At 49.9% G+C, this 21,558-nt stretch carries 19 protein-coding genes; 1 reads left to right on the top strand and 18 read right to left on the bottom strand.

Going from position 1 to position 21,558, the window contains the following annotated elements:
• Positions 1–40 precede the first annotated feature (40 nt).
• Entirely contained in the window at positions 41–616 is a 576-nt protein-coding gene (locus GmarT_RS29300; protein ID WP_002644935.1) for a glycine cleavage system transcriptional repressor, read from the bottom strand.
• Between the two features lie 272 nt (positions 617–888).
• Here GmarT_RS29300 and GmarT_RS29295 point away from each other — a divergent pair, with 272 nt between their 5' ends.
• Positions 889–2,220, top strand: coding sequence for an AI-2E family transporter (locus GmarT_RS29295; RefSeq protein WP_002644936.1), 1,332 nt, complete (start codon positions 889–891; stop codon positions 2,218–2,220).
• A 34-nt stretch (positions 2,221–2,254) separates the two neighbouring features.
• Here the strand turns inward: GmarT_RS29295 and GmarT_RS29290 are convergent, their stop codons facing one another.
• The 17 genes from GmarT_RS29290 to GmarT_RS29210 form a co-directional block, all read right to left on the bottom strand.
• On the bottom strand, positions 2,255–3,460 hold the full coding sequence (locus GmarT_RS29290) for a type II secretion system F family protein (RefSeq protein ID WP_002644937.1): 1,206 nt from the start codon (positions 3,458–3,460) through the stop codon (positions 2,255–2,257).
• Between the two features lie 15 nt (positions 3,461–3,475).
• The gene (locus tag GmarT_RS29285) at positions 3,476–4,546 is read right to left on the bottom strand and encodes a type IV pilus twitching motility protein PilT (protein WP_002644938.1); all 1,071 of its coding nucleotides are present in this window, start codon (positions 4,544–4,546) and stop codon (positions 3,476–3,478) included.
• A 59-nt stretch (positions 4,547–4,605) separates the two neighbouring features.
• Positions 4,606–6,354, bottom strand: a complete 1,749-nt coding sequence (locus GmarT_RS29280) for a GspE/PulE family protein (RefSeq protein WP_002644939.1) — start codon at positions 6,352–6,354, stop codon at positions 4,606–4,608.
• Positions 6,355–6,372: 18 nt separating this feature from the next.
• Positions 6,373–6,708 (bottom strand): STAS domain-containing protein, encoded by a 336-nt coding sequence (locus tag GmarT_RS29275; RefSeq protein WP_002644940.1) that lies wholly within the window; start codon positions 6,706–6,708, stop codon positions 6,373–6,375.
• Between the two features lie 10 nt (positions 6,709–6,718).
• Entirely contained in the window at positions 6,719–8,230 is a 1,512-nt protein-coding gene (locus GmarT_RS29270; protein ID WP_002644941.1) for a GGDEF domain-containing protein, read from the bottom strand.
• A 37-nt stretch (positions 8,231–8,267) separates the two neighbouring features.
• On the bottom strand, positions 8,268–8,657 hold the full coding sequence (locus tag GmarT_RS29265) for a response regulator (RefSeq protein WP_002644942.1): 390 nt from the start codon (positions 8,655–8,657) through the stop codon (positions 8,268–8,270).
• Positions 8,658–8,714: 57 nt separating this feature from the next.
• On the bottom strand, positions 8,715–10,181 hold the full coding sequence (locus GmarT_RS29260; protein WP_002644943.1) for a sensor histidine kinase: 1,467 nt from the start codon (positions 10,179–10,181) through the stop codon (positions 8,715–8,717).
• A gap of 211 nt (positions 10,182–10,392) precedes the next feature.
• Positions 10,393–11,472: a tetratricopeptide repeat protein gene (locus GmarT_RS29255; protein WP_002644944.1), complete on the bottom strand. Its 1,080-nt coding sequence runs from the start codon at positions 11,470–11,472 to the stop codon at positions 10,393–10,395.
• Between the two features lie 2 nt (positions 11,473–11,474).
• Entirely contained in the window at positions 11,475–13,841 is a 2,367-nt protein-coding gene (locus GmarT_RS29250) for a secretin GspD/PilQ domain-containing protein (protein ID WP_044236813.1), read from the bottom strand.
• Between the two features lie 59 nt (positions 13,842–13,900).
• Positions 13,901–14,557, bottom strand: coding sequence for a hypothetical protein (locus GmarT_RS29245; RefSeq protein WP_149303563.1), 657 nt, complete (start codon positions 14,555–14,557; stop codon positions 13,901–13,903).
• Positions 14,558–14,664: 107 nt separating this feature from the next.
• Complete coding sequence (locus tag GmarT_RS29240) at positions 14,665–15,273, bottom strand: type IV pilus inner membrane component PilO (protein ID WP_002644947.1); 609 nt, start codon at positions 15,271–15,273, stop codon at positions 14,665–14,667.
• Positions 15,266–16,150, bottom strand: a complete 885-nt coding sequence (locus tag GmarT_RS29235; RefSeq protein ID WP_002644948.1) for a PilN domain-containing protein — start codon at positions 16,148–16,150, stop codon at positions 15,266–15,268. Before GmarT_RS29235 ends, GmarT_RS29240 begins: the two co-directional genes overlap by 8 nt.
• The gene (gene pilM, locus GmarT_RS29230) at positions 16,105–17,175 is read right to left on the bottom strand and encodes a pilus assembly protein PilM (protein WP_002644949.1); all 1,071 of its coding nucleotides are present in this window, start codon (positions 17,173–17,175) and stop codon (positions 16,105–16,107) included. Before pilM ends, GmarT_RS29235 begins: the two co-directional genes overlap by 46 nt.
• A 38-nt stretch (positions 17,176–17,213) precedes the next feature.
• Positions 17,214–17,840, bottom strand: a complete 627-nt coding sequence (locus GmarT_RS29225; RefSeq protein WP_002644950.1) for a GspH/FimT family pseudopilin — start codon at positions 17,838–17,840, stop codon at positions 17,214–17,216.
• Positions 17,841–17,858: 18 nt separating this feature from the next.
• Positions 17,859–19,826, bottom strand: a complete 1,968-nt coding sequence (locus GmarT_RS29220; protein WP_002644951.1) for a hypothetical protein — start codon at positions 19,824–19,826, stop codon at positions 17,859–17,861.
• Positions 19,810–20,739, bottom strand: a complete 930-nt coding sequence (locus tag GmarT_RS29215; RefSeq protein ID WP_002644952.1) for a PulJ/GspJ family protein — start codon at positions 20,737–20,739, stop codon at positions 19,810–19,812. Before GmarT_RS29215 ends, GmarT_RS29220 begins: the two co-directional genes overlap by 17 nt.
• Positions 20,720–21,322 carry a type IV pilus modification PilV family protein gene (locus tag GmarT_RS29210; RefSeq protein WP_002644953.1) on the bottom strand — a complete coding sequence of 201 codons (603 nt, stop codon included), beginning with the start codon at positions 21,320–21,322 and terminating at the stop codon, positions 20,720–20,722. The genes GmarT_RS29215 and GmarT_RS29210 overlap by 20 nt, the downstream gene beginning before the upstream one ends.
• Between the last annotated feature and the right edge of the window lie 236 nt (positions 21,323–21,558).

The raw sequence follows: 21,558 nt of genomic DNA, 5'->3' as shown, positions 1-21,558 counted from the left end.
CCTGGAGACTTCTTTATCAGAAATATCCTGTTCCAGAGCCTTACAGCTTGAACATACGCGTCTGGCTTTGAGAGCCGATAATGGCTGAATCGGATTCACTGATAAAATCAACCGAGACACCCAGGTTACTGCAAATCAGTTCCATCACGCTTTGCATTTCCAGGACATCCAGAGTTTTGGGAACAGCGATTTTGATCATCATTTCAAACGTTTGTCCGTCTTCAGAGCTGGTCGCTGAGAGGTCCAGAATATCGACGCCATCCTGGCCGAGTTGCGAGGAAATTTTCCTGAGGATCCCCGCGTGGTTTTCTCCCGAAATTGCAATCAGGTATTTTACACTCTCTCCTGGAGAAAGAATGGAAGGGACTTCGACATCCGGGTCTTTCACGGAAACATCAACATTAAAGGCATTGCAGATGCCTTCGATGTGTTCCTGGATGAGAGTCGGATCACGTTGTTCCGGGAAATCGGCGGCAATCACAATCGAGAAAAAATTCTGGATCACGGCAATGCTGGCTTCATGCAGATTGGCACCCAGTTCATCCATGGCTGTTGTTACGGCAGCCATGATCCCGACACGGTTCGCTGAGAGGAGAGAGATTATATAACGTTTCATACCAGACTCCGGTTCTGCCGAGACAGATAAACTGATCCCGATGCAAGTCATTCCTGATGGGAGTAGAAAACTGTATTGTAGCGAGTCTGGCTAAAAAATTGCGATTTGGATTCCAAAATATTAGATCGGAATGCAGAAAAGCCCCGATTCAGCACGTAGGGGATTTCTCTATCTTTTCCGGTAAAATTGCTGTAAGTTGTTAAATACCATAGACTCTGATCATCTGGTCAATTGTGCCCTTCGATAGATAAATCAGTGAATAGGAATGGTTCATGGTTCGACTCGTTTCGCTAACGGTAATTCTCTGCCTGATTCTCGCTTTGGGGATCATGTTCTTCAAAGTGATCATGCCATTCATCCTGCCTCTGTTCCTGGCAGCAGTGGTGGCAATGATCAGTCAGCCTTTGCTGAATTATTTTATTCGACGTACCAATGGTCATGTCAGATTTGCAGCCGGGCTCACGACGACCATCATCGTTTCCGCCATTCTGATTCCCTTGTGTGTGGGAATCTTTCTGGGTTCGCTGCAGTTGTTTACGACGATTGTCAATACACTGGACGAGGCAAACTGGAATAAAACCGTTCAAACGATTCGCGAAAAAGTCGAAATCAGTAACGATAAATTTCAACAGTTTGTGGACTGGTCGCACGAGTATCTGCAATACGATATCGACTCTCTGGTGACTTCGGGTAAATCGGGTGAGCCTAAGATTTCAGAAGATTTTATCCGCAAGAATCTGCAGGCAACACTGGTACCGATCGCCAAGCGTTCTCTGGGTGTCGCGGCTTCGACGGTCGGCCTGCTGGGGACTTTGTTCTCGGCGTTGATCGCATGGATCATGTTTATTATCGCTCTTTATTATTTTCTGGCAGACGGATATCTGCTGATTGAATCTACTCAGTCACTGATTCCCGTACATGTGGACTACCAGAGGCGGCTCATAGATCAGTTTCAAAAAGTCGTCCGCGCTGTGGTGATCGCGACGTTTCTGGCAGCCATCGGGCAGGGGCTCACGACGGCGATTGCGTTATCTATCGTGGGTTTCGATCACTTTATTGTTTTTCTGATTCTGGCGACCATCACTTCCATGGTGCCTTTACTGGGTTCCTGGCTGATCTGGTTGCCCTGCGCAATATGGCTGATGTACCAGGGAGACTGGGGGTCTGCCATCTTTCTGATCTTGATTGGAACCCTGGTAGTGGGCACGATGGATAATATTATCCGGACTTATGTGTTACAGAGCGACGCGAAACTCCATCCGCTGCTGGCGTTCGTCAGTGTGCTGGGAGGACTGCAGGTCATGGGGCTCTGGGGCGTGTTTATTGGTCCGATTGTGGCCTCCTGTCTGCATGCTCTGATTCAGATCTTTAATACGGAACTGAAAGCCTTTTCCCAGGAAAAGTTTCAGTCGCAGGGTCTGCTGGAAACCATGGCAGAAGTTCAGTCTGAACCACAGTCTGCCGAAACAGACGAAAAACCAGCTGAGTCACCCAGAAGTGAGTCTCCTGCAGAAGCTTCAAAAGAGGCTGAGAAAGCGGAAAGCAAACCCGCTTCAGAACCAGTGAAAACGTCTCCGCAGAAGAAAAAGAAACGTCGCCGATAGACGATCGAAGTCTTTTACTTCTCTTGGAAACGAATCAGTGACTGGTGCTCAATGTGAAGATCGGCAGTAACATCGAGAGTGCAATAAAGCCGATGATCGAACCCATGCAGACCACCATGACTGGTTCAATCAGAGTGGTAGCAGATTTGATTGCGATTTTGACTTCACGGTCGAAGTAATCACTGAGTTTATTCAGTACCATACCCAGGCGACCCGTCGATTCACCAGAGGCAATCATCTGCTGCATGGTGGGAGGGAACAGTGTTTTTCCTTCCATCGCTTCATGAATCTGTTTTCCCGTTGTCACCAGTTCGCTGATTTCCAGCCAGCTCTGTCTGAAATGCACATTGTCGGTCACGCCTGAGCTGAGTTCGAGTGCTTCCAGCATGGGAACCCCGGCATTGACTGTGGTTGCCAGAGTACGAATACTGCGACTGATCGCCAGTTTTTTGAGCATGGAACCGAAGACAGGCATGCGGATTAAAACCCAGTCAAAGGCGGATTTTCCCCAGACCTGCTTTCGAACATAACAGAAGACACCCACAAAGGCTGCCAGAAACAGTAAAATCAGATACCAGTAGGAAGTGATTGCCGTTGAGACCATGATCATGATTTTGGTCGGTGCCGGTATCGCGGCTCCGCGTGAGGCGAACATCGGCATCAGTTTTGGAAAAACATATGTCAGCAGAAAAATACAGATACCAACACACATCACCAGCATGATGGCGGGATACATCAATGCCCCTTTGACCTGCTGAATGGTTTCCTGCTCTTCTTCCGCCTGGGCAGCGATCCGGTTCAGCATCTGTGGCATGGTACCACTGGCTTCACTGGCTTTAATCAGATTGACATACGTGCGATCAAACTGTCTGGGAAAATCTGCCAGCGCAGCCGAGAAGTCACTACCGGATTCTACACTTTTTTGAATATGTGCTAATATCTCTGCCAGAACAGGATTTTCAATCTGTTTCGAAATGCCTTCCAGGGCAGTGGCTACAGGCACACCGGCGTCGACCATAATGGCCATCTGGTTGGTGAAATAAATGATTTCCTTACGGGGAACCCGTTTTTTTTGTGCGATGCTGATCGTATTAGTGGTACTGGTATCTGATTCCTCCAGCGCCAGCAGGTACAGGCCTTCCTGCCGCAGTTTTGCGACGGCCTCTTCCCGGGAATCCGCAACCAGCTCACCGGTCTGGTTCTGGCCACTTGTATTGCGTGCTGTATATGTAAACTGCATGGGAGTGCTTTCTGATTACGCGAGTAATCCCTGTGAATATTCTTTCGGTGACTCTCCTTTTAACTCCTGCAGATGTTCATCAATGATGTCCGGATCAACTTTTCCATTCAGTAGCTGTTCTTTCAACGCCTGTTCCATGGTCTGCATCCCCATGCGTCGGCTCGTCGAAATGATCCCGGGGATCAAATGCGAAGTCGATTCACGAATACTGGTCTGCACGGCCCGGTTCATGAGCATGATTTCGAGCGCGGCAACGCGCCCGTTACCATCAGCCGCTGGTAACAGTTTCTGTGTGATGACTCCGCGCAACGTTTCGGCAAGGTGACTGCGAACCTGGGACTGTTCTTCCGGCGGAAAAACTTCAACCAGACGATCCACCACGCCGGCTGCGCTGGAAACGTGCAGAGATGACAGCACCAGATGCCCCGTTTCTGCGGCCTGCAAAGCGACGCGGATTGTATCCAGATCCCGCAACTCGCCGATGAGAATGACATCCGGATCCTGGCGGAGAACGTGTTTCAGACCGGACGCAAATCCCGGACAGTCTTCGCCGATTTCCCGCTGTTCGATCAGGGATCGACCATGCTGAAACTGATATTCAATGGGGTCTTCGAGCGTAATAATATGCTTGGCATCCCGTTGATTAATGGCTTCGACCATCGCGGCAAGCGTCGTTGATTTACCGGAACCGGTCTGCCCGGTCACCAGGATCAAACCTGTTTTCAGTCGCGTCAATTCTTCCACGACCGGGGGTAAATCCAGGCTGCTCAATGAACAGATTTCATTTGAAAAACGGCGGATCGCTGCTGCATAGGTGCCGCGCTGGACATGGATGTTGAAACGAAAACGTCCCAGACGCGGGATAGTAATGGCAAAATCAACGTCCTTCTGCCTGTCGAGTATTTCTTTCTGTTGTGGATTGAGAACCTGATCGCACAGGTCGCTGATCGTAACCGGATCGAGTGGTTCAAGCGCCGTTTTTTTCAGTGTTCCATCAATGCGAAACATCGGCGCAGCATCGATGGCGAGCAGGATATCAGACGCATTGCTGTCAACAGCTGCATGTAACAGATCATTCATTTCCATAGTGGAGTCGCTTTCACGAGAATCTATATCTATTCACACCGAGAGGTTAATAACGGTGATTAATGTTTGAGTGAGGACTTTCGGGGAATCCAGCCTTCATCGCTGACTTTAAGGGCTTCCTCGATGGTGGTCATTCCTTCTTTTGCTTTTCGCAGCGCATCATACCGTAGTGGAATCATGCCATTATTCTGGGCATACTCTTTGACTGCCGCCACGGTGGGATTCGTGGTGATGATTTCCCGCAGTGGATCATCGATCGTCAGAATTTCGTGGACGCCGATCCGGCCGGAAAAACCGGTATTGCGACAGCGTTTACAGCCTTTACCTCGATAAAACTCTTCTACATCCAGCCCGATACGTTCCACAGCCAGCTGCATCGCCTTGGGCAATTCATAAGGTGTTTTGCATTTCGGGCATAATTTGCGACACAGTCGCTGGGCGAGCGCCATATTCAGGGCGGCGCCAATGAGGTAATCATCAACCCCCATATTAATCAGTCGTGTCACAGCTGAAATGGCATCATTGGTATGCAGCGTACTGAAGACCAGGTGGCCTGTCAGAGCAGCCTGGATCGCAATCTTGCCGGTTTCCTGATCGCGAATTTCGCCGACCATGATGACATCGGGGTCCTGTCGCAGCAGACTTCTCAGAATGGAAGCAAAAGAGAGCCCAATCTTTTCGTTGACCTGAAACTGGTTGATCATCGGCAGCTGATATTCGATCGGATCTTCGACCGTACACACATTTTTTTCAATGGAACTGACGGCGTTCAGCGCTGCATAGAGAGTGGTACTCTTACCACTACCCGTGGGACCGGTCACCAGAATAATACCGTTGGGTTTATCAAGCTGTTCGGTAAAATGTTCCAGAACTTCGGAACTGAAACCGAGTTGTTCCAGTGAAATATTCACGCTGCGGTTATCCAGAATACGGATCACCACTTTTTCACCGGTGGGCATCGGCAGGGTACTGACGCGCAGGTCAATCGGGCGGCCTTCCATCAAGACGTGAATTCGACCATCCTGGGGAAGTCGACGTTCACTGATATCGAGGCTGGCCATAATCTTGATACGGGAAGAAACCGCGGGTGCCAGGTGCACTGGTGGTTCCAGTGCCTGCTGTAACACCCCATCCACACGGTAGCGGACCCGCAGTTGCTGTTCGGTCGGTTCAATGTGAATATCACTGGCGCCTTCTCGAACGGCGTTGTAGATGATGTAATTCACCAGTTTGATGATCGGGCTCTGGCCGGCAAACTCGGCATCAAAGCCGATGTCATCGATCGACTCTTCAATCAGCTCGACATTCGTGCCGTTCGCATCGTCAATGATATCGTCGATAACAAAGACATTCGTATTCGGCATATAGGTTTGCACCATCCGCCGAATCTCGCGGGCACTTGCCGCAACGATTTGAATTTCCGTTTTGGTCAGGTCTCTGAGTTGATCTACCAGGAAGACGTTCGTTGGTTCAGCGACGGCAACGGTCAGAACATTTCGGACTTTAAACAGCGGCAGAACGGTATGTTTTTCGACAAAATCGCGGGGCAGGATATCAAAAATCTTCGAATCGAACATGCGGCTGTCGAGCTGCACGTAGGGAATCCGGTACTCGAGCGCCAGGCATTCCAGTACCTGATCCTCGGTACAATATTCATTATTGACCAGCAGTTCGCCCAGCAGCTGACTGCCGTCTCCCTGTGACTGTGCTTCCAGCGCGGACTCTAACTGTTCCAGAGTGATATACTCTTTGTAAACGAGCAGATCACCGAGTCGCATTTTCGGTTGGAGCAGTGAGTTGGTATTCATAATTTACGCATCAATTTATTATTGAAAACTGGAGACCGCATCGATCACGGAATCGAACAGATCGATTCGCTGATCAATGCGTGTGATTTCCAGAATCTTCTTGCCTGGATCTTCCAGGCCACTGATCTTGAGATTTCCACCCTGTTCGCGGGTCAGATCCTGAATATCCAGCAGAGCTTCCAGGCCCGCACTATCCAGGGTTTCACTGTGGTCCATCTGCAGCACGACCTGAAAATGTTGTTCATTGATGGCAGCAGTCAGGGCATTGACGAATTCGGTGGAAGTATCATCCGTCAATTCGTCCGGCGTATGAGCCACCATGACATTTCCAAAAATTTCGGTTGTGATCTGCATGATTTCGTATCTAAATACTGGGTTTTCTGGTGGAATTAGGATCGAGTCCGACAACCTGATTTCGACCGCTTTCTTTGGCTTTGTATAAATTCTCATCGGCAATCCGAACCAGTTCATTTGTCGTTGTGGCAGGATATTTGAATTCGGTGACGCCGAAGCTGGCAGTAACCTGCAACTGTTGTCCTTCAAACAGGATCGGGCAGTTTACCAGAGTTTCACGCAGGTCTTCGGCAATCTGCATGGCTTGTGAATATTCATGATCCAGCAGAACTCCGATGAATTCTTCTCCGCCGTAGCGGGCAATAATTGCTTTTTCCGGCATGACGGTTTTCCAGATCCGTGCCACTTCCTTCAACACAAAATCACCAGCCTGATGGCCGTAGGTGTCGTTGAATGATTTGAAGTGGTCAATGTCGCTCATGATGATACTGAGCTGACTAGACTGGGCATCCGCCTGTGTAACCAGCTCGTGCAGTTTTTCCTGGAAGGTGGCATGATTGAACAAACCAGTCAGACCATCGCGGCTGGCCATTTCTTCAATGCGTTTAAACAACTGGGAATTCTTGATACCCAGGGCATAGATATTGGAAAGAATATACAGAAGCCGCCCTATCGTGGGTGATTCCACATCCACTTTATCAATCACCATCAGACCAATCAGGTCGGAACCAACGGTGAGGGGCGCGATGGCATCGGGCATATTGGGATCTTCATCCAGAATCCGTTTGAGTCGATAATCCTGTTCGGCATCGTTTCGCATGACAATCTGACGATGTTCAATCACCCAGGCAGCCACACCGCTGTTGGGAACCGGACGATAATTCAACTGATCGCGGGCACGGGCCGGCAGCGCATTTTTCAGAGAGCGTGATTTACTGTCCCATAGATATACCTGGCAGTACTCACACTGCAGCGAAGCTTTCGCCGTGCTGATGACCGTGGGAATCAGAGATTCATTGGACTGATTTGTAGAGATACGTCGACCAATATCCTGAAGTGTCAGCAGAAGCAGCGGATAATTGACGCCGACTTCTCCTGTAGAAGTATCCCTGGATTCCGCGAGTTGTCTGTTTTTTGTTTCATCGGCGTCTACGGTCTTCTGCTGATGCGTGAATGACTCTTTCTGAGATTCGTACAATTGACGTACCAGATCATCGTTCTGCTGATGAATTTGAGAAAGCTTTCTTCTTAACTTGCCTATGTACAGATCGATCAGTAAGACGAGTCCAATCAGAACGGCAGCGCTTAATATGCTGAGTATGTAGCTGTTTTTTCCGTTTACGGAGTCTGTGCGGAAGTACGTTTCCGCGAAACAGGAACCGACGGAAATGGCCGTGATGGTCCAGTAACAGATCCGCGGTGATGAAACCGCAGCGAGGACCGTGGGCGGTGCAAGCAGCAGCAATGGCGCCACGCCCAGTGGCCAGTTCATGTACGAGCCCAGAAAAACGGCCAGCGGACAAAGACAGACTACCAGCAGCGAATAAGACCAGAACTGGATGGCAGTATAATAATTTCGCATAAATAAGAGTTTCAGAATGTTTGTTTCGTTGAGCGACTTAACCAATTACATCGTTGGTCAGATTGAGCGATTCCTGAACCTGCATCAGCAGTTTTTTGGGGCTGAATGGTTTTACCATCACGTTGGTGATTTTCAGTGTCTGCATATACTCATCATGATCGAATTCAAAACCTTTCCCGGTTAATAACGTAATCGGGATCAATCTGGTTGTTTCCAATGCTCGAATTTTCTCACAAAGTTCCAGGCCGTTCATACGAGGCATCTGCAGGTCTGTGATAATCATATGGGGCGCCTGTTGCCGGGATTTTTCCCAGCATTCAAAACCATCGGGAAAACATTCTACATCAAAGCCTGCTTTTCTCAGCTTCATGCTGATGGCACGAACGATATGCGAGTCGTCATCACAAATATAAATCAGGTGATTCATTTTCTCACTCCTTTTCTCACTACTTCTTTCATTGGGGCTGTGAACGGTACGTTCTACTCAGGCGTTTGCTGGCGGGGCCAGTTGCTTTTTTCGCTTCTGTTCTTTGTGACCCAGTGGGATCGTAACAGTAAAGCAGGTCCCCTCATCGACTTGGGATTGTACTGAAATCGAACCGTTGTGTACGTTGGTGACAATAAAATGAACCAGGGCCAGTCCCAGGCCGGTTCCTGCAGCGGAACGGTTATTTTCCGGAACACGGTAGAAACGATCAAAAATATGAGGCAATGAATTTTCCGGGATACCCAGTCCGGTATCGCGGACTTCAATCACGGCAGTTGTATCTTCCATTCTACTGCGAAGCCGGACTTCTCTACCGTTGGGTGTATACTTCACCGCATTGGAGAGCAGGTTGATGATCGCCTGTCCCAGCATGTCTTTGTCAACAAATACAGGCAGGTACATATCACTCAGTTCTGCGGTAAACTTGATATCCTTTTCGGTGGCGGTAGGCGAAATCACATCCGCGGCTGTTTTCAGAATGTCGTTCAGTTCATGATCGTGTCTTTTAATTTCGACCACACCACTCTCGATGCGGGCCAGGTTCAGCATGCTGTTGACCAGTCGGGTCAATCGATCAATCTGGTCATTGATGAATCCATAAAGCTCGTCTGCTTCCTCTGGTTCACAATCACCGTCAATCAGCATTTCAATGTAGGCTTTGATTCCCGACATGGGAGTTTTGAGTTCGTGTGCGACGGAGGAGACGAATTCGGCGTGTTGCGTTTTCTCATCGGCTTCTACGCCGATATTTTCAACGACGACCACGGTGCCCAGCGCGACCTGATTCTCATCTGTGAGATTCGTCGCAATCGCCCGATACTGGTTTGAGATCCCGTTGCTGGTAAATTCAAATTCGGTACGTCTGCGAAAGGTGGCTTCTTTGCGTTCAATCGTTTTCGCCAGCAGTTTTGCCAGTTCCGGAATGACTGTTTGCTCCACAACCGGTTTTCCCAGCGAGAGACCGGATTCACTCGTCGTTTGTTTCTGATCTGTTCCCGCCAGCAGAAATGAATTTGCAGCCTGGTTGGTAAATTCCAGTTCCTGTTTCGCGTCAAAAACCAGAATTCCGATTTCCAGGTTATCGAGGACGGATTCGACCAGGGCTTCTTTTTTTAACAGCGAATTAACCCTGGCTTTGAGCATGGTTTTGACCTGGTTTGTCGTGGAAAGCTCCGTATCAGATTCTTCCATTTTGTGCATCGCTTCAGCGAAAACAGATCCATAGAAGTTCTTACGTTGAAAATCGGGGCGCGCCAGTTCCGGGTTTCTCAGGCAGGCTGCGATCTGCTGCTGATCGTGTTTGATGCTTTTCATGAACCAGGCCCAGCCAGCCAGTGATGCGGCAAAAGCGATCAGGAACGCATAAGCCGGGCTTACCGTCTGGCTGATGACCAGCAGGTTGTCTACACAACTCACTGTCAGCAGGAGCAGTATCAGAAACCAGTATTTGCCAGATATATTCATTGCCAGTTCTTTCTCAGTCGAATGAATTCCACTGAAAAACGTTGTTCACATTAAAAGTTCCGAAAACGAGTCATTCTTCACAGATTCCAACAGGGCCGTCAGGAAGATAACTCACTTTTTAAATCTAGGTTACAATCTGCCGATTGTCCAATTTCGGAATAGAGAATGTGATTGGCACTTGAATATGTGTAAATGCGGTCACGTGGCGAAGTTACCGTACGGTTGGCTGTTCTGGCGGAATCAAAGCGGCGACTTCCAGCAGGGTCTCATCGTTCGGCCATTTTTTGCGGGCTGTAGCAATAATGTTTTTTGCACTGGTACTCTGGCCCCGGTTTATTGCGCACAATCCGCGTAATATTTCTACATGGATTAACTGGCGCTGATACTTCACGGAAAGACCATCAAACAGCGATTGAGCTTTTTCCAGGTTACCAATCTGTAAGGCAGCGTCACCAAAGGCGATGATTTCCGCGAGCGACAACGATTCAGGATCGTTTTTCTGACAGGTGGAGAACTCTTCGAAAGCCGCTGTAAAATTACCGGAATAATACAGGCAGCGTGCCCGCTGTTTTCGCCAGACATGGTTCTCGGGGAAATGATTGACGACCATGGCGTAATAGACGCTGGCCTGACTCCACTGCTGGCTGGCTTCGCAGATCCGACCCAGGGCAATCGGTAAACGTCGACTTCCCGGCGTGGTGTGCAGTGCTTTTAACAGGACTTTCTGGGCTTCCTCGGTTCTGCCCGCCTGTTCGTAAAAGGATGCGAGTTTGAGCGCATAGTTTTCATCATGCGGTTTTAACTCGATGGCGCGATTCAGACAGGCGATCCCTTCCTGCGTCTGACCTGCCTGAAAGAACAGGGTTCCGATGGCACTCTGCTTTTCGGAATCATCAGGACTGGCCGCCCGGATGGCCCGCAGCGATTGCAGAAACTGATTGCGGTCTCCCATGTCGTAAGAGAGCTGGGCCTCGATTTCGAAAGTGCCAATATGACCAGGATCAATTTCACGTGCGGAGGCCAATAGCACTTTGGCGCGATTTAATTCCCCATTCGAATAATGTTCGAGCGCCTGCTGAATGAGTTGATTCGCCTGCTGATTATAGGGAGATGCAGACTGTCTTTGCGCAGCTTCCTCGGCATGTGGTTCTGCTGTTTTCTGTATCGAACCAGCTTCAGGCAGAAATGCCAGGCTGGTGACGGGCACGGTTTGACAACCACTCAAGACGAGACCCGCTGCACAGAACATCATTCTGACATAATGAAAGGCCCTGTCGTGAACTCGAAGCATGCTCAGGGTGCTCCTTCCAGAGTGGGAGCATGAACTTCCGGACCAGACACGGGCGGTAACCCGATCATTCCCCGGTTGCGATTGATCAATGCCTGTTCGATGTAGTTTTTCAGCTGAATCGCTTCGATATTGTTTTTGTCCAGTCGTACGGCAATTTTGATCTGTTCTCTGGCTTTGGGCAGATTGCCGATTCGCAGGAATTTCTTTGCTCTGTCAATATGTGACTGTACGATGCGCACCTGATTGATGGGCAGGAAACTCTTCTTGAAGTTTTCGAGACGTTCTGCACCTTCGTGTTTCAGTATTTCACCTTCGGCCAGCGCGGCTTCTGCACGCACGATTCGTGGAGTAATCAATACGATCAATTCCGTCCGGTTCGTGATTTCGCGCTGCTGACGAAACGCATTGCCAATCACAGGAAGCGCTCCCAGGAAGGGAACCTGATTCCGGGTATCAGAAGTTCGTTCTTCGATTAAACCACCGATGACAACGGTATGGCCGTCTCGAACCATGACGTTGGTGGTAACCTCGGTCGTTCGCAGGTCGGGCAGATTGGTACTCGGGTTGATGGTGGCAGAACTGCGTTCGGGATGGACTTCCATGCGGATCTGACCATCGGGAGTGATGAATGGCCGCAGGTTCAATACAATCCCGGAGTCCAGAAAGTTTACATTCTGGATCGAAGTGTTTCCATTCTGAGTCACTGTGGAATAACTGATACGGTCACCGATAATCAACTCGGCTTTCTGTTTGTTCAACGCGCGCAGTTGTGGTGAAGCGATCAGATTCGTCTCTGTCACATCTTCCAGTGCTTCGATAAAACCACTGATATCTCCATGCAGGAAACCATATTTCAGACCTGCTACATCTGCTATAAACTGACCCGTAGGCGGCACTATGGAAGAAGAACCTGAACCAGGGAAACCACTGGCATTATTGAGTGTATTTCCATTTCCATCCACGACCAGATTTTTGTTATTTCCACCCAGCATGGCAAAATTGACGCCAAATTTCATATCGTCGTTCAGGGCGACGCTGAGAATCATCGCTTCGATCACGACCTGCATCGGAGGGATGTCCATCTTTTCCAGCAGACGGTCTACTTCTTCCAGAATTTCCGGATAATCGCGTACAAGGATCGAATCTGTCTGCGCAAAGGAGTCGCCACCTGCACTGGTAGGATCGGGTGCGATGCCGACCTCACTGGGGGAGGTCAGTGAAACGATGCCGACATTCTCAGTCAGAATGGGAGTGATCAGGTTCTGTAGCTCTTTGGCACTGATATAGAACGGGCTATATAACTTGGTGATGACTTTGCGGCTGGATTTCTTTTTAAGCTCAAGCTGAGCCTGGGTCATTACATAGATGAACTCGCCTTCTTTTTCGGAGGTCAGATCGCGCGAACGCAGGATGGCATCCAATGCCTGGGCCGGTGTGACATTTTTCAAATTTGCCGAGATCGTACCGGTTACGCCCTGCCCTGTCAGGATATTCAAACCGGAAAGTTCGCCGAGCATGTCCAGGACCTGCATGATTTCGGCATCCTGAATCTGGAGCGAAAATGTTTCGCTGGAATCGTTGTTCGGGCTGATTTTCAAGACCGGTTTTTTCTTTGTCGTTTCTACCGTCTCTGCTGCAGGTGCTTCTGTGACAGGCGGTTCCGCATTTTTTTCTGTCGCTGCGGGGCCGGCCGGGTCTTTGCCCTGCATGCCGTCCAGTTTCCGTTCCAGATCCCGGAGCTGATTCATCTGTTGCATCTGTTGCAGGAGTTGCGTCGCCTGTTCCAGGCGGTTGGTATTCTGCGCCAGTTCCATGTTGGACTGCTGTTGTGCCTGCAGTTGCAGACTGGTCAGCCGGTCGACCTGTTGTGTCAGACTGGCCAGGCGGAGTTCCATTTTTGATGATTTCGGCTGCGGTGCCACCAGGTCGTCATCACTGGCGACGTTGAATTGAATGGATCGCGCACGGGGACTGGCATCTGGAATCGTAGAAATTTCGATACCCGGTTCTACCAGCAGTCGCGATCGTGCAGGCTCTTTTCTGAGCGATACATTTTTTGATGCCGCTTTCGCTGGTAGAACAGCGGATTCCACCGGCGGCGGTAGTTCAGTGGTTTGAGTGAGTTCCGGTTCTGATACAGGTCGAGATTGCGGAGGCAACGTACTGGTTGCTTCAGGCTGTGCCGGAACCGCTGCTGGCTGCGCATCTGCGACCCTGTTCTCAGGAACATCCTGTGGTGTCTTCACTGAGTGTTGAGGGGAAATAAACAGAGACTGTGGCGTTTTGACGTCTGTCATGGCAGCAATCAGCAGCAGTGACAGTCCTGTGAGAGTTGCCCAGAAAGCCGGTAAAAAAAATTGTCTGTTCATGTTTCGACCATCATCCATGATCGTTCGAATCAATCTAAATCAGCCAGTGATGCGAACTGTTATTGTTCATATTTAATAAAAGCGGAAGGGTCATTTTGAATTTTCAGTTCAAACTTGTGAGTCCCCTGGCTCAAGATCACATTCCGTGCAGCGACCTGCTCCAAAACGTAAGTCGACTCGTTGTGCTCAAATGATTTGCCTTCGTAGTACAGTTTGTTATTGATGATTGCGGCTTTACGAGTTTTACCGATGATGGTGGTTTTCAAAACCAGATCTTCAGGCAGTACCGGTGCAGGCTTGGGTGTGCTCTTCTTAGGAGCCTGAACCGGTTCTCGGGGCTCTTCAGCAAACAGAACGGGAGGCGAGAATTGATCCCGGTCGACCTCAAACGGATTCTTCTGCATTGCTCCCATCTGCACCGACTGCACGAGCGGATCGGTCTGCATTAACGTATCAAATTTTTCCCAGGAATGACGTGGTTCGTCCGCCGGTTCACTCTGTGCAAAACTCATTTCCGTTTTCACAGGAGGACGTTGAGGAATTTCTTTTACAGTGGTCCTGGCCGAAGCGCTCGACGCACTCGCGCTTCCTCGAATGGCACGATAGAGTGGTGGAATCCAGAAATAGATCCCTACCAGTAGCAACAGACTCAATATGAGTGTCTTCTGCCAGCTTACTTTTAAATCGTGTATAAGTTGTTCACTGAAAGTTTTCACGCGTGAATCACCACTTTAAATCCATAAGAGACCTGAAGTTACATCAACTGGCCTAAACTGTTTTTCACGAGGAACAGTCTGAGAGCAACTTGAATCAGAGTGCACCCTTATCTCTTATCGGCCGAAAGAAACGTCTTGCTAACCCTATTTTCGGAAAAATCAGAATAATCCCTCTGGTTCTCGCGTAATGCGTAAACCGACAGGTCTATGGTTCCCTTGATAAGTCCCGCAGAATCTCCATTTTGTTTGATGAGTGAGACCTGATTGACGGTAAACACGCGTTTTTCTTTGTCCAGCTCATTCAGAAACTGCAGGAGCCCCGAGTAGTGACCACTGATACTCAATTTAAAAGGCTGCCTGATATAGGTGGCATGTTCTGCCGTCTCGCCCGGATTCAATTCTGAAACGGTGAGCGAAGCCGTTTTTGCCAGCAAAGCAACGCGTTGCAGTACCTGGTGCGTGTCTTTGCCGACAGGAATTCTCTGGCTGAGGCGATTGATGAATGCGATACGTTGATCAAGCTGCTGATGCAGTTCCTCCAGCTGCTTCACCTTGGCTGGAATGGCAGAGATTTTCTGATGATAATCTTCGATTTCCTGGTTCAGCCGCTGTTTGCTTTTCAGGCCGGGCAAATAAACGACAAAGGTAAACAGAGCCACAACTACGGACAGGCCAATAATGGTAATCAAACTGTCGCGACGTAATTTATCATTCATGGAACAAGCCTCCTGCCGTGATCCAGCGATCCAGACCGGCGGTTAAATGCGTATCAATTTTCGGGAGATACATACCAGGTGAATTCACGACCATTCTGAGTCGAAACACCCGCAGGGTTTGCCCCTCAAACATGGTTTCATTCGACTGAATCAGGTCGATTTCTCTGAAGACGCCGATCTGATCCAGATTTGACATAAATCGGGAAATGGAAAGGTGGTCTGGTGAGATTCCCTGCAGACTGACAACCAGGTTTTCCCTGGCGCGCAGCCCCTGCAGGTATTTCAGATCCACCAGTTCCGGTTGTTCGTTTTCCGGTTTTTGGGGTGGACTTTTTTTAGCCTGTGTATCTTCTTTGACAGAAATTTTTTCAAACGTGAACTGAAATTCATTCAGGGAAACGTACTGAGGCAAAGCGTGGCTGATCATATTCAGCAGCTGCGCCGGCGATTCGTCCAGTTGCAGGCCTGCCAGCAGATCGGCCCGAATGTCGGTCTGTTGAATCTGGAGAGTCAGTTGTGTGGGGTCTTCCAGTTGCTCGTTCATCAACTGTGCCCGTTTTTCCAGTGCTTCTTTTTTCGTCTGCAGCTGATGTTGAATTTCGCGCTGGCGCACCGTACTCAGGGTGACCAGTGTCAGAAAAATCAACACGATCGTTCTTCGCCAGATGCGGTTTCGTTGCCGCCTCCTGACTTCGCGATAGCTGGCTGGTAAAAAATCAATTTCAGGTATCATATTCTCGCCCTTAGCGGGGTCTTTTCGAATCGTCTGATTTACACGTCCGTTTGTTTCAATCAGGTTGTCTGTAATGTTGTGTTGACCGGGTTCCGGTTCTAAATCGTTTTTTCTTTCATGGCCAGGCCCAGCGCCGTAGTCCATCTGCCGGGACGTTCCAGAATGGATGTGGAAATCGGCCAGCGTTCCAGGCTTTCAAAGGGGTTGCCCATTTCGCAATCGGTATTTAATCGTTCTGAAAGAAAGTCAATCAGCCAGGGACTGCATTCATTGCCTGTGACGATCAACTGATTCAGTTTTTTCCCGCGGAAGGTCACTTTGTAATAGCGCAGACAGTTTTCAATTTCGGTGCTGATCGATTCCAGCAGTGATCGAATCGAATCGATGACCGACCGGTGCAGTTCATCACTGGCATCCAGTGATGTGGAATTGGTGACGATATTTCGCATGCGAATCGCTTCGGAAAGCGGCAGGTCCAGATTGTCGGCGACCGCGCGATCGAGGTGATTGCTGCCCTGCATGATGTACTTCAGAAACAGCACATTTTGCTGATCTGCAAATATGACGGTTGTGGCCGCTTCGCCAAAATTCAGATAACAGTTGGCAGAATTCGAATGGGCACCCCGCGCGCCGCCATGAAAACACCTCAGAGTTGCCGAAGGTTCCACATCAATGGCAACGGCATTTAAACCGGACTGCTCCAGGAGATTCAGATGACGTTCCAGAATTCCCTTATGGCAGGCCAGTAGGATGACTTCCTGTTTGGTATTGGCTTCCTGTCGCACCTGACCGGCGGGCAAATGACGGATTTCTGCGTCGACCACGGGATAAGGCAGACGTTCTTCTGCTTCCCAGGCAACCACTTTTGTGAGTTCCTCAGTCGGCAGCTGTGGTAATCGAATATTCTGAATGAACAGTTCCTGTGAGCCCAGGCAGCTGATTGCGCGGCGACCTTTAAAATGATGATCGGAAAGAATTCGACGGATTTCCCCAGCGATTTTCGCATCACGTTCATCGAGCGTCAGTTTATCGTCAAAGTCAAACTGTTCCTGCGCAATTGCATGTACCACGCGATTATTGCGCGGCCCGGTCAGTTGAACGAGGGTCACGGAATTCGGGCCCAGCTGTAAACCGATGGGACTGTATTGTGATCGTTTGATTGAAATCATGTTTTCAGTTTCGTTTTCAGTAAATGAATCGCCTGGTGTTATAATGTCTGAATCTCATCCACCCACGCCTGGCCTGTGACCCAGGAAACGGTGATGAGGATGTAAAACGTATTTCCGTTTTTTTGAGTAGTTAACATCAGCACTGTATCTTCGTTGCGTGCAGGGCCCGTGCCGCCCATCGGGCCAAATGTAAGGTCGCTGACCGCTGAATCTGATGTTTTCAATTTGATCTGCCTGAGTACCGCCTGCCCGGGCAGATTCAGAGAATCGATCTGTATCTGTTTGAGGTAGCGGTCTGGATCGGCGGCTGATCCTGCAAGGTTGTTTTTGGGAACCGGTAAATCCCCGGAGCCGGTATGCAGTATTTCATAGGTTTGTGCATTGAGATCAAAATCGACTTTGTATTCGGAATTGAATTTAATGGCGTGGTTTCGTGCAAGATGCAAATCAGCCACCAGCATGCGTGCGGTGGCATCCAGGGCCAGCGCACCACTGCTGTCTGTTGAGACCAGTGATACGGTTGCCAGAATGGAAAGCAGAAGTACCACAATCATCAGTTCGACCAGTGTGAAACCGTCTCGATCGGCGCGCAGGATTTCTGTGGGTCTCCTCCTTTCCAAAGGAGACATGCCGCTGTGCCGATATTTTCGATCATGGTGTTGCATCTGATCTCACAAATAAAACTATTGCGTCTCTTTCCAGTCGATCAGCGACCAGCGATACCCGGAGAGCTCCGGAGTCGTCTCTCCACCATCAAAAGGCTGAAATAAGGGTGGTTCCCAGCGATATTCCTGGTCTTTCAAATGTTGAATATGCAGGGTGGGCTCCAGGCTGAGTCCATACGACTGGTAGTACGAGCCCCAACCCGTAAAGTTGTAAGGGTTCTCCAGCCACTCACTGAATCCGAGTTCCGAATAGCCGAAATAACGCCGCAGATTATTATCGTAGTCCCATTTTTGTTTACGGTCATACCAGTACGAGCTGGAGAGCACCCATTCATCGAGACGGTTAAAATTAAATGTTTCAGCACAAATGGGACCACGAATTTGTGTCAGTTCCTGCTTGTGCCGTTTGATCTCGTAGCCGGTGGGCGAGGCGATATCAATTTCACCGCGTACCGTTACCTGCTGGTGTGCACTGTCCACACCGGTGATGGGATACCAGGATCCGGTCGCTCCGGTTTGCCCGGTTCCCGTTGTTTCGAGCCAGATCGCATATTTTCCATTGGCGGAAATCAGGTCGAGCAGCCTGTATTCCTGGAGCGTCACTGTGCTATAAGGCTGTTCGATCGAAGTCGCCGTGGCAGTGCCCGTGTAGGTGATGTTAGAAACGTTCGCATAATCGACGGAGCCGCCGGCACCGCTGACGTCTCCCTGACATACGACTGCTCCTTCGAGTGTGGTTTGTGTTTCGCGGATAAATTCAATGTCATCGGCTACGACAGTTGGCAGCCTCGGCCAGCGATCTGCATCGCGAACCAGTGATCCCCCGTCAGCGCCTTTCCAGTTGAAGGAGGTAACGTGGATACCTTTGCCGTGGAATGTGATTTTTGACGTTGCGACCAGTGTTCCCTGAATGACAACATTGTCATAAACATTGAGGCTTCCACTGCGGTAGAAGATGCCCAGAGGGTTGGCTGCAGTCGGCTTCAAGGTCACATTATATAATGAGGAATTCAGTGAAACTGCCTGATAGAGCGGGCCGCCCTCATACAGTCGATAGCTGGAGAATGCAGAAAAATCAGAACTGGGAATCCGCAGTCGGTTATTCGTGGTCGACCAGTGCAGTTTGAGATCTGACAAATCTCTACGGCTGGAAGAAGAAGGGTAGTCATAATAGGTCACAGATCCCGCGATGGGATGGGGATACGAAACAGTGGCCTCCGAAAGACTGCTGGAACCTGCTGGAATGGATACAAACCGTTTTCCCACGTCTTCCAGGAACTCTTCCCGTACAGACGAACTCCAGGCAGGGTCCTCGTACAGTACCAGGTTATCGTAGAGCCAGATATTGCCATCAATGCGGTCGCAGGGATCCAGAATGAGTGAACTGGAACCTGTTTCGGCAAATAACGCGTATTGCCGGATCTGATCGAAGTCTCCCGAGTTTGCCGTTTGATCGGTGGCTTCCGCCGCGTCACCCGGTAATATTGAGCGGCCTGCCAGCCTGGGAACCAGTCGCATTTTTGCCGTGATCAGATATTCGGATCGCATGTTGCTGTTGGCAGCTGATGTCCAGGCACCCAGTGAGTGGACTTTGAGTTCCAGAACGGAACCAATGGAATCCCCGATTGTTTCAAAGGAAATAGAGTAAGTACTGTCTCCATCCGAGTCAGAGAAAAACGTGCGCTGGTACTGGTCATTGACCCCGGTCCATTCCAGTGAATTCAAACGATTCAAAGCGTCCGTCATTCCTGCCCGGGCGGCATTCATTGCCAGATCGCGTCTCGAACCATTTTCGGTAACCTGGGTGAGTACGCTCTGGGTCTGGATAAAGGAGTAGGTCAACACAAGCGACATACTTAAAGCGAACATCACCAGGATCATCGAGATCCCCGCGCGCGAAGTGCGCACCGTCAGCCACTGCCGACGATGACTTTCATTGCCCGCTTTCTGACTTCGTAGCTGCTTTGCTTTATGGTGTGTATGCATAGTACCTCGAACCGGATGCAAAAAATGGCAAGGCAGATGTGGAATTGATTTCATTCCATTCTGTCTGTTCTGCAGTTTCGAATTGCACTTCGCAGTTAACGGTTACCTGACGCAGTCCGCTGCTGGCACTGGCGGTCCCCTGAGGCCAGGAAAGATTCATCCAGTCAGCCGTTCCGGGTGAAACACTGCTCAAGCTGGAATCGCTGGGAGTTTTAACCAGGCTGAAAAAAACATTTCCAGCGATTGGTCCCCAGGGATTTCCGCCGAGGACATACTGACTGCATTTAATCCGATTGCTCAACAACGCAGATTCCGCCTGGCTCGATTGAATGGCGGAGCGGATCGTGTTGTTGAAGGACGAACTGTTAAAATCAATTGTGGTACCGGCATTGGGAAACGCGATTTCAATCAGGTTGTGTGGGTCTGCCGGATCGACTGTATAGATCAGAATTTCACTCAGTTCAGGCAGACGTGTGATCGTCCCCTGTTCGCTGAGACCGCCGTTACGTCCTCCGGACCAGACTACCAGTGTGTTGGGAATATCAATGCTGTTCCAGGAATTAGAGACGACCGCAATTCCGGCCCGCGGAGATTGCCCACTGACATGATAAACGCCTGCCTGCGAGATCATCAGTTTGATTCGATCAAAGGCCGCATTGATCTGCGCCTGGGAATCTTCAATTCCCCGCGTATGCTGCCAGGCGGACTGCGTGGCGGTGACAATACCTGCCAGCGCGACAATCAGAATCGAAGAGATCGCCATGGACATCAGCAGCTCGACGAGTGTGAAACCACGATAAAAATGTTCTTTTCGAACTGCGCAGCAACGTACGCAAGTCCGTTTTGAATTGAACGGACCCTCTGAAAACACAGGCACAGCAGCCTTCAGGTTATCAGGGCGAAAGTGGAACATAACTGAATATTCTTGTTGCCTCCGTAATTACATGACTTTGTGAGTCTGCATTCATTGCCAGTTTGATCGTGACGGTGACCCTGCGATAATTCGTATTCGTTTGAGTCACGACCCAGCCTGTGCCGTCGTTGTCGGGCTGGATTCGTTCCACCAGCACTTCTCGAGTCAGTCTGTTTAAAAATCCGGTATCCGGTATCAGCAGGCTGGGACGGGAAATCGGATATCTTTCCAGAATCGTGACAGGTTCTCCGCCCAGCGAGTAACCCTGTTTGTTTTCCGGTGGTGTAGAGGACCAGCTGTCGTAGTCATCCAGATCATCAAAGTATTCCCGGGAACTTTGAAACCCGGGCCTGGTGTCACTGGCGAGGGGAAAACGGACCGCGGCGAGTTCTTCCAGCATCTGGTCAGCGAGACCGGTTCCGATGTTATGATTCAAAGCGGAGTAACAGGTGCCCAGGGACGCACCGATGGCAGAGAATAGAGCGGCTCCGGCAATCGCAGTGATCGTCACAGAGACCAGCGATTCAATCAGAGTAAATCCGTTGCGGCAGGATCGCTGCAACCACAGTTTTCTGGTTGCCATGAGCTTTTCCAATGTAATACCGCTTGAGGGTGCTGATCTGCGGCCCTGCTATCCACCATTTCAGAAGCAGTACACGCGATCTGAGTATCCAGCACCATCAAGCCAGATGGTTCCAAGACAAAAAAGAGCGCGGCAAGGTCCCCTCAAAGCTCCCAGCTTTCCTTGCCGCGCTGTAAATCCTCGCCTCGATAAGAAGCGGAGGAAATTGTTGACTGTGTTCGATGAGCGGGTCAGTT

Source organism: Gimesia maris (assembly GCF_008298035.1).
GTDB lineage: Bacteria > Planctomycetota > Planctomycetia > Planctomycetales > Planctomycetaceae > Gimesia > Gimesia maris.
The sequence above is the reverse complement of the archived record's forward strand: the minus strand, read 5'-3'. Positions and strand labels throughout refer to the sequence as shown.